General features: G+C 33.6%; 17 protein-coding genes. 5 read left to right on the plus strand and 12 right to left on the minus strand.

Annotation, left to right across the window (positions count from 1 at the left end; translation table 11 throughout):
- Positions 1-6: 6 nt before the first annotated feature.
- Genes LWW95_01960 through LWW95_01970 form a run of 3 tightly spaced genes read left to right on the plus strand, consistent with a single transcriptional unit; the run spans position 7 to position 2221 of the window.
- Positions 7-408, plus strand: a complete 402-nt coding sequence (locus LWW95_01960; protein MDL1955807.1) for a secondary thiamine-phosphate synthase enzyme YjbQ — start codon at positions 7-9, stop codon at positions 406-408.
- Positions 405-1487 carry a DUF763 domain-containing protein gene (locus LWW95_01965; protein MDL1955808.1) on the plus strand — a complete coding sequence of 361 codons (1083 nt, stop codon included), beginning with the start codon at positions 405-407 and terminating at the stop codon, positions 1485-1487. Before LWW95_01960 ends, LWW95_01965 begins: the two co-directional genes overlap by 4 nt.
- The gene (locus LWW95_01970) at positions 1484-2221 is read left to right on the plus strand and encodes a YkgJ family cysteine cluster protein (protein MDL1955809.1); all 738 of its coding nucleotides are present in this window, start codon (positions 1484-1486) and stop codon (positions 2219-2221) included. Before LWW95_01965 ends, LWW95_01970 begins: the two co-directional genes overlap by 4 nt.
- Here LWW95_01970 and thiL read toward each other — a convergent pair.
- The 12 genes from thiL to LWW95_02030 all read right to left on the minus strand — a co-directional run bounded on the left by thiL (position 2193) and on the right by LWW95_02030 (position 10299).
- Positions 2193-3167, minus strand: a complete 975-nt coding sequence (gene thiL, locus LWW95_01975) for a thiamine-phosphate kinase (protein ID MDL1955810.1) — start codon at positions 3165-3167, stop codon at positions 2193-2195. The two genes, LWW95_01970 and thiL, sit on opposite strands and share 29 nt — an antisense overlap.
- A 54-nt stretch (positions 3168-3221) precedes the next feature.
- Entirely contained in the window at positions 3222-3578 is a 357-nt protein-coding gene (locus tag LWW95_01980) for a hypothetical protein (protein MDL1955811.1), read from the minus strand.
- A gap of 17 nt (positions 3579-3595) precedes the next feature.
- Positions 3596-4963: a sulfate adenylyltransferase gene (gene sat / locus LWW95_01985; GenBank protein ID MDL1955812.1), complete on the minus strand. Its 1368-nt coding sequence runs from the start codon at positions 4961-4963 to the stop codon at positions 3596-3598.
- A gap of 237 nt (positions 4964-5200) precedes the next feature.
- A complete protein-coding gene (gene fmt / locus LWW95_01990) occupies positions 5201-6139 on the minus strand; it encodes a methionyl-tRNA formyltransferase (GenBank protein MDL1955813.1) in 939 nt (312 codons plus the stop codon).
- Positions 6136-6639, minus strand: a complete 504-nt coding sequence (def, locus tag LWW95_01995) for a peptide deformylase (protein MDL1955814.1) — start codon at positions 6637-6639, stop codon at positions 6136-6138. Before def ends, fmt begins: the two co-directional genes overlap by 4 nt.
- 15 nt (positions 6640-6654) lie before the next feature.
- Positions 6655-6945: an iron-sulfur cluster assembly protein gene (locus LWW95_02000; GenBank protein MDL1955815.1), complete on the minus strand. Its 291-nt coding sequence runs from the start codon at positions 6943-6945 to the stop codon at positions 6655-6657.
- Complete coding sequence (locus LWW95_02005; protein MDL1955816.1) at positions 6942-7487, minus strand: DUF5320 family protein; 546 nt, start codon at positions 7485-7487, stop codon at positions 6942-6944. The genes LWW95_02000 and LWW95_02005 overlap by 4 nt, the downstream gene beginning before the upstream one ends.
- A gap of 96 nt (positions 7488-7583) precedes the next feature.
- Complete coding sequence (locus LWW95_02010; protein MDL1955817.1) at positions 7584-7898, minus strand: DUF5320 domain-containing protein; 315 nt, start codon at positions 7896-7898, stop codon at positions 7584-7586.
- Positions 7899-7943: 45 nt separating this feature from the next.
- The gene (locus LWW95_02015) at positions 7944-8162 is read right to left on the minus strand and encodes a hypothetical protein (GenBank protein MDL1955818.1); all 219 of its coding nucleotides are present in this window, start codon (positions 8160-8162) and stop codon (positions 7944-7946) included.
- Positions 8163-8190: 28 nt separating this feature from the next.
- Complete coding sequence (locus tag LWW95_02020; GenBank protein ID MDL1955819.1) at positions 8191-9051, minus strand: ARMT1-like domain-containing protein; 861 nt, start codon at positions 9049-9051, stop codon at positions 8191-8193.
- A gap of 147 nt (positions 9052-9198) precedes the next feature.
- Complete coding sequence (locus tag LWW95_02025) at positions 9199-9558, minus strand: CGGC domain-containing protein (protein MDL1955820.1); 360 nt, start codon at positions 9556-9558, stop codon at positions 9199-9201.
- A gap of 111 nt (positions 9559-9669) precedes the next feature.
- Positions 9670-10299 (minus strand): YaaA family protein, encoded by a 630-nt coding sequence (locus tag LWW95_02030; protein ID MDL1955821.1) that lies wholly within the window; start codon positions 10297-10299, stop codon positions 9670-9672.
- A gap of 110 nt (positions 10300-10409) precedes the next feature.
- Between LWW95_02030 and LWW95_02035 the strand changes: the two genes are divergently transcribed.
- Positions 10410-11090: a hypothetical protein gene (locus LWW95_02035; GenBank protein MDL1955822.1), complete on the plus strand. Its 681-nt coding sequence runs from the start codon at positions 10410-10412 to the stop codon at positions 11088-11090.
- Positions 11091-11096: 6 nt separating this feature from the next.
- Positions 11097-12659 (plus strand): DEAD/DEAH box helicase, encoded by a 1563-nt coding sequence (locus LWW95_02040; protein MDL1955823.1) that lies wholly within the window; start codon positions 11097-11099, stop codon positions 12657-12659.
- Positions 12660-12662 lie beyond the last annotated feature (3 nt).

Raw genomic sequence — 12662 nt, forward strand, 5'->3', positions numbered from 1 at the left:
AAAATTATGGTTTTTACAAAAACTCTTACCATTAGTACAAAGGAACCAGGTGATATTGTAGATTTAACTCCATTAATAGTACAAGTAGTAAAAGAATCTGGAATCAAAAATGGCATTGTTCATGTTTTTGCACCACATGCAACTGGAGTATTTGCTTTAACAGAACTTGAGTCAAATCTTATTCATGATATAAAGCACCTTTTAGAAGAAATAACTCCTCAAGGTAAAGGTTGGCACCATCCTGCTAATGCTCATTCTCATTTACGTTCCATGCTTTTACCACCTGATCACACTTTGCCAGTAAGAGATGGAAAGCCTATTACAGGTACTTGGCAAAGTTTATTTTTTATTGAAGTTGGTTTGTCTGGAAGACATGTTAGAATTGAAATTACTGTAATAGGTGAATGAGAAAAACAGGTATTGCCTATTTACCTCTTCATAGTGGTAAGGCACCAGCTTGGCTTTTTGAAAGGATGGTCAAGTTGGCGAGAGAAATTTTATATCTTCTTTGTCTTGAATATGGTCAAAAGGAAATTTTACGCCGTCTTTCTGATCCATATTGGTTTCAGGCATTTGGTTGTGTCTTAGGTTTTGATTGGCATAGTAGTGGGGTTACTACTACTGTTTGTGGTGCGATCAAAGAGGCATTAAAAGATATAGGTAAAGAAATTGGTTTATTTGTTGTTGGAGGTAAAGGGAAAACCGCTTTAAAAACACCAGAAGAATTATTTAACATAGGTAATAAATTAGGAATAGAAGTAACTCCATTTATAAAGGCAAGTCGGTTAAGTGCTAAAGTAGATAATATTGCACTGCAAGATGGATATCAACTTTATCATCATTCTTTGTTTTTTACTATTTATGGTGACTGGTCAGTAATACAGCAAGGGATGAATATAAATACAGGTTATGCGAGACGTTATCATTGGTTAGGAGAAAAAGTAAAAAGCTTTGTTTGCGATCCTCATGCTGCTATATGTAGTATGAAAAAAGAAAATTTTGTTTTAAATCTAGTAGCAAAAGAAAGTGAGGGAACAAGAAAAGGTAGTGTTGAACTTCTTAAAGAAGATCCAGAAAAACTTGTTAAAGAATGGCAAAAAATTACTACTTTACATTTACCAGCTCATCATCAAATTTTAATTAGTGATATAGATTTAAAAAAGCTAAAACAAAATTTAATAAAAGCAATAAATGCTTCACCTAAAGACTTTGAATCTTTATTGGGTATAAAAGGAATAGGAGCAAAAACTTTAAGGGCTTTATCCTTAATTGCTGAAGTTATTTATGGTGCTAAACCAAGTTTTAAAGATCCAGCTCGCTATGCCTTTGCTCATGGGGGTAAAGATGGTCATCCTTATCCAGTTAATCGTCGTCTTTATGATCAAAGTATTGAGATCTTAAAAGAAGCAGTTAATTCGGCAAAAATAGGATATACAGAAAAAATAAAAGCATTAAAAAGATTAGCAAATTTTGAGGTCTATTTGTGATAAAATTAAGATGGCCTGTAGTTAACCTAAAAGATAAGTTTCAATTTGCCTGTCATCCAGGGCTTCCTTGTTTTACAGAATGTTGCAAAAGACTTGAAGTTATACTTACTCCTTATGATATTTTGCGTTTAAAAAAGGCTTTAAATATCTCTTCTGAATCCTTTTTAGAAAGATATACTGAAGTTATTTTTCCTGAAAATATTGGTCTTCCAATGTTAAAATTAAAAAAACAAAAAAATTGTCCTTTTTTAGGTGAAAAGGGCTGTTTGATTTATTCTCATCGTCCTAGTGTATGTCGTCTTTATCCATTAGGAAGTGGTTTTTCATCTAAAAAACGTGTTTATTTTCTTATAAAAGAACCTGAATGTTTAGGCTTCCAGACAAAAAAAACAATAACTGTGGGTGAATGGATTAATTCTCAAGGTCTTAAAGAATATGAAGAGATGAATGCACTTTTTGCTGAATTGATTTTTTTAAAAAACAAAATTCGTCCTGTTGGTCTTACTGTAAAAGAAACAAAAATGTTTTTTATGAGTTGTTATAATTTAGATAGTTTTAGAGAATTTGTGTTAAAAAGTAGTTTTTGCAATCGTTTTGATTTAACACCAAAACATTTAAGAAAAATTGAAAAAAATGATATTTTTCTTTTAAAATTAGCCTTTGATTGGCTAAAATTTGCCCTATTTGGTCAACCAACATTAAAGCTTAAAAATGAGAGAATCCCTTCCCACTAATATCTATAATTTTTTTCTCTGAAACTAATAAAACTTTATTTCCTTCAGTAATCTCTCCAATAACAAATACTTCTCTTTTAAATTTCTTCCATATGCCTTCTTTTATTTGTTTTAAAGCATTAGGTGGTATAGTAAATAAAAGGGCATAATCTTCACCACCACTCAATGCCCATTCTAATGGATTTTTATTTAATTTATGAGCTGCTTTTTTACAAATAGAAGAAATAGGTATTTTTGTTTTATAAATTTTTGCCCCTACATTACTTTCTTCACAAATCCACATCAAATCAGAGGCAATACCATCAGAGATATCTATGGCAGCATGTACTAATTGTGTTTCGGCTAGATAAAGACCTAAATCAACTTCTGGTTCAGGGAAAAGATGTGCATTAATTAAAGATAAAAAATCTTTTTGATTTAAATTATTTTCTAAAATAGCTAAACCAGCTGCTGCATCTCCTAAAAAACGACTTACTAAAATTATATCTCCAACTTTAGCCCCAGAACGGAAAAATGGCTTTTTTTCAGTTTTTCCTAAAACTGTAATATTTATTACTATTTTTTCTGCCCTTACTGTATCTCCTCCAATTAGAAAAACTTGATATTTTTGAGCAATTTTTTTAAGTCCTTTAATTAATTCATCTATGTCTTTAGAAGAAAAATCCTTTGGGATGCCAATAGAGATAAGGAAATATTCTGGTTTTCCTCCCATAGCAGCAATATCACTTAAATTAACTGCAAGTGCTTTATAACCAAGAGCAAATGGAGATATCCATTTTTGTTTAAAATGAGTATCTTCTATTAATAAATCAGTAGTAATAAGATAATAACTGCCTCCTATCTCTAAAACAGCAGCATCTTCTCCTATACCTTTTTTTACAAAAGAAGGGACAGTTAAATCTTTTGTTATTATTTTAAAAAGCTCAATAATGTTTTTTTCTTTCATTAAGAAAAAAAGCCGCCTGTTAAAACAGGCGGCTTTTTAAAATTTTATTTTTGATTAAACTTCTATATCAGGGGGAGGAAGATATTCTGATTCCTTTGCTGCAGCTTCTTTAACTTCATTTATACGATTTAAAACTCCTTCTATCACTTCAGGCCCAACAGATTTTTGTTTAGCAACTTCTTCAAACAATGCTCTATTAAATGCTACAGGTACATCTGTAATTGCACCTCTAGAATCAATTCTAGCAGAAGCGAATTCTTCCATAATTCTTTTTTCAAGCTCTTCAGGTACCTCTATATTGAGACCTTTTAATGCCCCTCCAAATAAATCTATAATTTTATCTTCAACCCCACTACCTTTTAATGCATTCAATCTTTTTTCATCTAAAAGCAAAACCATGAAATGAGCCATTTTTTACCTCCTTAATTTTAAATATCCATATCTGGTAAATCTACTTCTAAATTCTTTTCTTTTTCTTTTACATACTTTTCATTGCAGAAAGGATAACCAAAATGCTTCCACCACTTTACAACTACTTTATAAACTTCAGGTCTGAATATAACCCCAGGTGGAAAGATACCTTCTGCTACCATACCTCTGATGAAACTTCCACTAAATTTTTGTTTTTCTTTAGTATGATTGCAGTTATCACTGTATGCAATCTCACCGCACTTGGGACAATACCAAAATTCTTTCATATTTTGAGGTCTAATGTGTAATCCATAAGGTACTTCTGTAGGTGGCTTATCAAAACCAAAACTAGGAATACCTTTTGTCCATAGGATCTGAGTAGCATACATATCATAATATTCACCTACTGCTGCATGGTCTCTTCCAAACATATGATGTGTGCAACCCATATTCTGTCTAATAATACCATGAAGGAGAGACTCTAATGGATTGCCATATCTCATATCCCACAGGCATATACTTACTAAATGTCTTTCAGGTTTAATGTAACCTCCAGTATGTACTGCTTCATGCCCTTCAACAATGGCTTCATCTGGGTAATCGCCTCTTCTTTTCACACCAATAATAGCATTTACTAAGATACCATGGCAAGGTTCTACATCACCTGTATAAGCAGCATTTTTCATTAAGAATTCATGACCCACATGAGGGACATTTCTAGTTTGATGAGCAATTGCTGTTCTCCAACCTAATTCATCAAATTTTTCCCTACATTTTCTCGGAGGTAACCAAAATCTGTCAAAAGGTGGTCTAAATTTTGGTTCATTAATAATAGTATATTTCCCAGCTAATACAATAGGATTTAAACTCCGATAAATAACCCAACCTGGATGTTTCTTATCAAACCTTTCTCTTACTACTTCTGGATTATCCTCAGGTGTTCCAAAAGTTTTATCAGCTAATTCGGGAGGATCAATTTCATAAACTTCTTCTACATCTAATACAGCAAAAGGTTTTCCTTTAAGTCTTAAAAGCACTCTGTCGCCTACAGTAACACCTAATTTTTGATAATCTTCTTTGCTAATGTCAAAAACCAAAGGATAAGGGAAAATCCATTCATTTAAAAGCCTTCTTTTTTTTAAAATTCTTTCTACCTCAGCTTGTGTCATAGATCCTTCTACAGGACTGAAGAAGCCATAACAAATGGACATTATTTCCCTATACACATTCCTCACTGGTACACCAGTCTCAAAATGTAAAGTAGGCTTAATGTCATAAGCAGGACATCCTTTTGCCATTTTCTTTCCTATTTCAGGGTCCCTTACAACTCTTTCCACAAGTCTACCACCATGAGGTAAAGGCCTTTCAATTATTAAATTTGACATTGCACACCTCCTCCTTTTTAATAAGAATCTTCAGTTCTACCAAATACACTTTATCATTTTAATTGTTTTTTAAAACATAAATTAAACAATTTGTCAAGTATAATCTTTACCAAAATCCTTGTTTGCCATACAAGAAACCACGTAATGTGCTATAATAAAGTGATTTTGAAAAATTGCCTTTCACCTAAAAGGTGAAAACACACTCACAAGATATAAAGCAAGCTGTTTTGGAAGTTTTTAACTACCTAGTTTTTTTCCTACTAATTTAGGATAACCTTTTATAAACTCAGATACAGCTAGGCGTTTTCTTCCTTCTAATTGAATTTCTTTTACTAATAAAATACCTTCGCCAGTAACAATCTGAATACCTTCAGGTTTTGCTTCAATAATAGTACCAGGAGGAGTATCCTTTGGTGTAAATGGAATAACCTTTGGTCGAAAGAGCTTTAAAAGCTTACCATCAAGATAAGTGTAGGCACCAGGAACAGGATCAAGTCCACGTATAAGACAAGCAATTTTTTTAGCCGAAGCTGCCCAATCAATTAGCCCATCTTCTTTTTTCAATTTTGGAGCATAACTTGCTAATCTTTCATCTTGAGGTATAGAAGTTAATGTACTTTTTTTAAGACCACGAATAGCTTCTAAAAGTAATTCTGCTCCTAATTTTGCTAAAACATCATGTAATTCTCCAGCAGTTTCCTCCGGTCCAATAGGTACCGCCTTTTGTAATAAAATGTCACCACTATCTAAACGTGGTGTAATCCGAACAATACTTACACCTGTTATTGTTTCTCCATTGATAATTGCCCATTGAATAGGGGCTGCTCCACGGTATTTAGGTAAAAGGGAGGGATGTACATTAATAGCACCATGTGGTGGGATAGAAAGAAGTGCTTTTGGTAAAATTTGACCAAAAGCGACCACTACCAGTAAATCAGGAGCAAGGGTTTTAACTAGATTGATGAAATTATCATCTTTCACAGTTTCTGGCTGATAAACTGGCAAATTATATTGTTGAGCTATAATTTTTATTGGTGGTGGTGTTAATTTTCTTCCCCTTCCTTTAGGTCTATCAGGTTGAGTAACAACACCGATAACTTCATCTTCCTTTGTTTCTATTAAAGCTTTAAAAGAAGGGATAGCAAACTCAGGACTACCAAAAAAGATAATCTTCATTTTTTAAATTGCTTTAAATATCTCCTTTTGTAAAACTCCCGTTTCAACATTCCTAACCTATCCCAGATTAATTTCCCTTCTAGATGATCAATTTCATGTTGAAATATACGTGCCAAAAAGCCTTCAGCTTCTATTTCTATTGTTTTTCCTTTTACAGGGTCAATTCCCCTTACTCTTACCTTAGCAAAGCGTTTAACATTACATATTACACCTGGCAAGCTCAAGCAGCCTTCATCTCCTTCAATCTCTCCTTCACCTGCAACAATTATAGGATTTACCAAGGTAATAAGCTGTTTACCTTCATTTCCTGTTGGATCAAGCACAATTAAACGCAAAGACTTACCAATCTGAGGAGCAGCCAGCCCTACACCACAAGCACTGTACATAGTTTCAGCCATATCATCTAGAAGGTGACGAATTTCCTTTGTAACCTTTTCTATTTGTGCAGCTGGCTTTTTTAAAATAGGTTCAGGATATTTCACAATAGGTAATATTGCCATTATTGTCTCCTGAATCTAAATTTCTTTAAGCATAGCCTCAAGCCTTTCTGCATCTTGAAAATCTATTACCTTTATATTTACATCTTTTACACCATCAACTTTTTTAATAGCTAGTTTAATATCAGCCGCTACCTTATATGCCAAAGGACATACAGGGGAAGTGGGATGTAAAATTAAACTTACATTACCTTCGTTATCTACACGCAAATCTTCTATTATGCGCATGCGTATAACATCTAGACCTGTAGCTGGATCTATTACTTGAGTTAAAGCAGAAAAAATACGCTGCATTAACTCTTGATTCATTTACCTTTCTTTTCTAAGTTTTCCAATTTTTTAACAATTTGTTCTAGTTGTTTTTGCATCTGTGCCATTTGTTCTTTGAGTAACCTAAGCTCATCTGGATTTGTTTGTGAAGGTAATGAACTCCAGCGACAGCCTTTTCCCATTCCCATACCTATACCCATGCCCATTCCACGTCCCCAGCCACCACCACTATGAGCAGGTGCTGTTGCTGCACTAACGCTACTTAATTTGCCCTCTTTAAATGCATCAATAGCTTCCTTCACTGAACCACCATTTACACTCACTATTTGGATGCCTGCTTGCCGTAATGCTTCAAATGCTTTTGGCCCTACATGACCCGTTATTATAACCTCTACCCCCTTTTCTGCTACTAATTGTGCTACTTGAATACCTACACCGCTCATTTGGTTGACAAAAGGATTTTCAAGTATTTCGACATTCATTGTTTCTGTATCTACAAAAATAAAATAAGGGGCTCGCCCAAATCTTAACGATACTTGCGCATCAATTGACGGTCCTTCAGCACTTACTATTATTTTCATATTATCCTCCTTAAGTTCATGTGGTTAGTTTATAATATCTTCTTTTTTTAGACAATAAAAAAAATGGGGCAGCTTTAACTGCCCCATTTTTACAACTTATTGTTGTGACGCTTTTTCTAATTCTTCTATGCGCTGGCTAATGTTTTTTAATTGTTTTTCAAAAAATTTTGCTTGATTCCTCAAAAAGGTCAATTCATCCTCTGCACTACCCCAAGGATAGTAAAACCAAGCCCAACCAGGTATACCTGTAGCCCAGAAACGCCAGCGCCATCCTCTACCCCAGCCTCTTCCCCAGCCCCATCTTGGCCAGGGATTCATAAATCCAGGCACACCAAAACCTGCACAAAAACCCATTCCTCTGCCAGTCATAGGGCCTAAACCTAATGGACCAGTGCGATCACCAGCTGGCATAATTTCTCACCTCCTTTCTAAATAAATTTATTTTTTTAATTTTATTTACCAAAATCTCCTACCAAATCCTCTACCTCTTCGACGTCCAAAACCTCTACCAAAGCCGCGTCCACAACCAAAACGACCAAATCCTCTTCTTCTACCCCAACCATATAGTGCTAAAGGATAATCAATGGGGCTTCCTATTCTGTTAATACCTGTGTAACCCAAACCTCTTCCTACCATTGGCCCCATACCAAAGGGACCTACATTAAATCTTAGCATTTTTTCCTCCTTAACATTGTTTTCTTATTTAACAATAAACATTTTGTAAGTGGATAGCAAGTTCTCCTTCTTTTCTTCCCATATTTTTGGCAACTACCCGACATTTTACTTTTAACAGGAAAGCAATAGGTTTATCTACATCATTTAATGTTTCATAATTTCCTTGTCCTTTTGCTATAACTAAATCGGCTTTTTTATAAGCATCAATGAAATTTTCACTACATTTTTCTAAAATAGTTCCAGGAATATCACTTCCATTGTCTATAACCTCCACTATTCCATTTAATCCTGCTATTTTTGCATCTTCTAAAGTTGCATCATTGATAATAGGCTTTGCCTTTACTGCATAAGTAATTTTTTCTGTACCTATTTGTTTAATTAGAAATTTATCAAACACTACCTCCCCTGCATTATCACCTAAGAAAAGGATATTTTTCGCTTTTTCAACTGCTTTTTTAAATTTTTCCAATGTTTTTTTATCTAGGGGTTCTTGAAGTGTTTTTTCAATTTCTTCTTCAACATTAATCGTTTCACCAGGTCGAGCACCAAAATCAATCATGTTACCAGCCAAGGACAACCTAACTGCTATTTCAAAAGGATTTGAAGCATGAAGTAATTTTTCTTCCAATGTAGGATAAAGTGCTAAAGCTAATTCATTAAATCGTCTCTTTAAATCAGCATATGGATCATCATTATTTGTCATTTCTTTTACCATGTGGTGCACTCGCCATCCAATCTCTGGTGGTGATGTATTCCATGAAATTCCATGCAGCATCTGCAAAATCTCTCGCATTATTTTTTCCTGCATTGCTTTATCCTTTGTAGCCAAACATACTGCCTGTAACGCCTGACGTAAGAAACAAGGTATACATTCCAAATAAACACGCATCCTTATCCTCCTTGCAGCAAAAATTATGCCATTTTTTATTTTGAATATAAAGAGGAAATTAATGCTAGAAAGAAAAAGATTGCAATTTGCAATTGCAAAATACACCAAGGAGGCAGTTACTTGACTGCCTCCTTGCAGGAAAATTGATTAATAAGTATGAGTGCCAATTACGACTTCTTTACCAAAAATAGTTTCAAGTTTATTCTTTATCTCTTCAAGATTCAAAGGACACTTAGCTACGGTAGTGGCTTTAACCATACATGTACCAAGATGAATTATATCAAAATCATTTTCATACAATTTTGCTAATTCTTGCACTAATGTAACTTTTGGCAAAACTAAACCTGGACAGCCACCACAAGTGCACATTCCCACAATCTGTATCTCTTCATCTTTATAACGGGCAAATTCACCTTCACGTTTAGCAGATGCTTTAAAACATTTTAAACAGGCAATACAGTGTCTATCTCTGATGTTGTCACAAGAAATAATTAAAATCTTTTTCATAACTAACCTCCTTTTAATTTTTTGTTTATTTTAAGCAAAAAGTAGACCAAAAGGCAAGAAAAAAATTAAAAAGCTAATAACTAGCACCTCCTGAGCAATTCTATTTATTCATTACTTTATCTCCGCAAAATAGTTATTGAGACCAACTAAAGGGTTTTTGTTTTGTAAAATATTACTAAACATTTTGCCTGTTAGAATGTAATAATCCCTGCCATAAGGACCAATGATTTCATTACCTGAGTTATCATAGAGATGGAGCCTTTTAGCAAAATTTTCTTTTTTGAAAGGCAAAAAGTAATTGGATGAAGTCAAAAATATAGCCTCTTTAAATTGATATTCATCCATGTATCTCTTTAACAATGCTGGTAAATGCTTTTTACAACTTGTCTTTACTTGAGAAATTTTTAGATTATAGTTTGAAATACCATCAGTAGGTCTCAAAAATCCATAATATGCAGAAAGAATAAGCGTAGGTAATTTATCTATTCGTTCCCATAGCTTAATGGGAATCTGCTTATAAAAAATTCCATTATATCGCAGACATGCAGGATAGTGTTTTGATTTATAAACGCAGTGTTTGTAGGCTTTTTCAATACATTGTCTATAGGAGGAGAATACCTCAAGAGGCGTAGTTGTATTTAAAGAAATATCACTTTGTATCATACGCTCAATTTCTGCATCTGCTCTTTTTGCGGCTGAGCAAGCTAGAATAAAAAGCCGTTTTTCTTTTAAAAGTTCCATCTCTCCTCCTTTTAAATTTATAACTTATTAAGCTCCTATTGTCAAGGTTAAATTTCTTATCTTGAAATAAAAAGCTTGATTTTTCATTAGAAATGTTTATGATATAAGCCATGAAAATTACAGAAGCATTAACTGAAATTGCTAAAGAATTTAAAATGCTTGGTGAAAGACAAAGGGATTGGGAAAGAAAACAGATTAACTGGCAAAAGGGGCAAGTTCCATTTAATGATTTTTGTTATTATGTAGCATTAAGTGCTGTATGGCAAACTTTTAGTAAACAGATAGAAGGAGAACAAAGGAGGAAGTTTGTATTTGATCTATATAAGGTATTTAAGCAGGTTATTGAAGGAGGGGATTTTGATTTAATAACCACAATGCTTAAAGAATATAAAGCCTCTCGTTTCATGGCAGGAGTAAATTTATTTTCTCTTTGGGTAAGAGTAATTAGGGAATTAAAAAGTGTAAATGCAAACTTGTCAAACCCCATTTTAATTCAAAAAACTGCTGAAATATTTTCTTCTCGCACGCAACATTGGCTTATTTATGCACCATTAGAAGCTGCAATTGTAGTGGGGGAACTTTTTCCTGCATTGCCCCAAATTGTTCCAGCACTTGGTAAAAGGGTGATGGAAGGTCTTGCAATACTTGGGCTTTATTTTGGCTATCCGCCAATAAAGAGAGAGCTTGAAGTCATTCACCATTTTTTACTCCATTTAGCAACACTGGCTGGCACAAATCATCTTATTATTGAAATGGGTATTTGGGCAATGGCTAAAAAACAAGTTTCTTAAATTTTTATGTCAGATATAAAAAATTTTTTAAAATATACTTGGTCACCATTTTTTGCCAGATTTGGTACTTTGACTCCAGTACAAACTGCCGTTATTCCAGTATTGCTTTCTGGAGAAAATGTGATTGTATGTTCACCTACTGCTACAGGTAAAACTGAGGCAGTTGTGGCACCTCTTATAGAAAGATTAATACCAGAAATAAATAAAAATCTAATATTGCTTTATATTGCTCCTACTAAAGCTTTGCTCAATAACCTTTTAGAAAGATTAAAACTTCCTTTAGAAAAATGTGGTTTTAAGGCTATTGTGCGTACAGGGGATAAGCCATATTTGCCTAAAGGCACTTTTCATTTGCTTTTTATTACTCCAGAATCATTTGATTCTTTGCTCTGTCGTCAAAAGGATATTTGGCAATCTATAAAGGCTATTGTCATAGATGAAATCCATTTTTTAGATAATACTTACCGTGGTGACCAACTCCGTGTTTTATTAAAAAGACTTTTAGAGAAATTAAAAGAAATACCTCAATTTGCTGCCCTTTCAGCTACCCTTTTTGATCCAAAAGCTGTGGCTACTAGATATTTTTATCCAGTTAAAGTAATTGAAGTAGGTCAACCTCGTTCACTTAAATTTTTTCTTTCAAATAACTGGGCTCAAATAATAAATTTTTTAAAAGAAAATAAATGGCTTAAAGTCATTATTTTTTGTAATAGGCGAAAAGATGTTGAAAGCCTTTATTTAGAACTTTCTCGTTATTGGCCAAAGGATCGTATTCTTACTCATCATGCTAGTTTGTCGTATCGAATCCGTAAGGAAACAGAACAACTTTTACGTCAATGGCGTTGGGGGCTTTGTATTTGTACATCTACTTTAGAAATAGGGATTGATATAGGTGATTTTGATGTAGCTATTTGTTATCATCCACCTCCAACACCATCTGCTTTTCAGCAAAGAATTGGTAGAGCTTCAAGACAAAAAGATTTTATAGCTGCTATTGGTTTTTATGAAAATGAGGCAGAGGCAGAATGTTTTAATATCTATGCTGGATTGGCTGTACAAGGAATGGTAGAACCCATAGAATACATACCTGATCTTTCAGTCATAGTACAACAGACATTTTCTATGCTTTTTGCCCAACCATCTGGAATAATGAAGGAAAATTTATTTTCATTATTGTCTCCTTTAGCATCCTTTGAAATTATAGAAAAAATTCTTATCCATCTTTTAGATACAGCATGGATTGAAGAAAGAAGAGGGAAATTTTTTGCTTCAGAAAAATTAATGAATTTAGGAGAGAGGGGTGTTATTCATTCAAATATTCCTCAAAGTCGAGAATTTAGAGTAATTGAGATGTCTACACAAAAATATATAGGGGAAATAAATTTAGAAGCTAGTGAAGGAAATCGATTTATACTTGGAGGGAAACTTTGGGAAATACAAAAAATAAAAGGAAAAAATTTATTTGTGCAATTAGTGACAGGTACGCCTACACTTAGTGCCTTTCGTAAGAGATTTTCTCATGGAGCTTTTACACGTTTTTTACCAAAAGAATTGCAGATGGCTCATTGACCT

Source organism: Candidatus Desulfofervidus auxilii, assembly GCA_030262725.1.
GTDB lineage: Bacteria > Desulfobacterota > Desulfofervidia > Desulfofervidales > Desulfofervidaceae > JAJSZS01.

What these genes read in the sequence shown, in the direction of transcription:
- LWW95_02005 (MDL1955816.1), bottom strand. Translation starts at nt 7,487, where the DNA reads ATGAAAATAATAGTAAGTGCTGAAGGACCGTCAATTGATGCGCAAGTA.
- def (MDL1955814.1), bottom strand. Translation starts at nt 6,639, where the DNA reads ATGGCAATATTACCTATTGTGAAATATCCTGAACCTATTTTAAAAAAG.
- sat (MDL1955812.1), bottom strand. Translation starts at nt 4,963, where the DNA reads ATGTCAAATTTAATAATTGAAAGGCCTTTACCTCATGGTGGTAGACTT.
- LWW95_01980 (MDL1955811.1), bottom strand. Translation starts at nt 3,578, where the DNA reads ATGGCTCATTTCATGGTTTTGCTTTTAGATGAAAAAAGATTGAATGCA.
- LWW95_01965 (MDL1955808.1), top strand. Translation starts at nt 405, where the DNA reads ATGAGAAAAACAGGTATTGCCTATTTACCTCTTCATAGTGGTAAGGCA.
- LWW95_01960 (MDL1955807.1), top strand. Translation starts at nt 7, where the DNA reads ATGGTTTTTACAAAAACTCTTACCATTAGTACAAAGGAACCAGGTGAT.
- LWW95_02020 (MDL1955819.1), bottom strand. Translation starts at nt 9,051, where the DNA reads ATGCGTGTTTATTTGGAATGTATACCTTGTTTCTTACGTCAGGCGTTA.
- LWW95_02025 (MDL1955820.1), bottom strand. Translation starts at nt 9,558, where the DNA reads ATGAAAAAGATTTTAATTATTTCTTGTGACAACATCAGAGATAGACAC.
- fmt (MDL1955813.1), bottom strand. Translation starts at nt 6,139, where the DNA reads ATGAAGATTATCTTTTTTGGTAGTCCTGAGTTTGCTATCCCTTCTTTT.
- LWW95_02035 (MDL1955822.1), top strand. Translation starts at nt 10,410, where the DNA reads ATGAAAATTACAGAAGCATTAACTGAAATTGCTAAAGAATTTAAAATG.
- LWW95_02040 (MDL1955823.1), top strand. Translation starts at nt 11,097, where the DNA reads ATGTCAGATATAAAAAATTTTTTAAAATATACTTGGTCACCATTTTTT.
- thiL (MDL1955810.1), bottom strand. Translation starts at nt 3,167, where the DNA reads ATGAAAGAAAAAAACATTATTGAGCTTTTTAAAATAATAACAAAAGAT.
- LWW95_02015 (MDL1955818.1), bottom strand. Translation starts at nt 8,162, where the DNA reads ATGCTAAGATTTAATGTAGGTCCCTTTGGTATGGGGCCAATGGTAGGA.
- LWW95_02010 (MDL1955817.1), bottom strand. Translation starts at nt 7,898, where the DNA reads ATGCCAGCTGGTGATCGCACTGGTCCATTAGGTTTAGGCCCTATGACT.
- LWW95_02000 (MDL1955815.1), bottom strand. Translation starts at nt 6,945, where the DNA reads ATGAATCAAGAGTTAATGCAGCGTATTTTTTCTGCTTTAACTCAAGTA.
- LWW95_02030 (MDL1955821.1), bottom strand. Translation starts at nt 10,299, where the DNA reads ATGGAACTTTTAAAAGAAAAACGGCTTTTTATTCTAGCTTGCTCAGCC.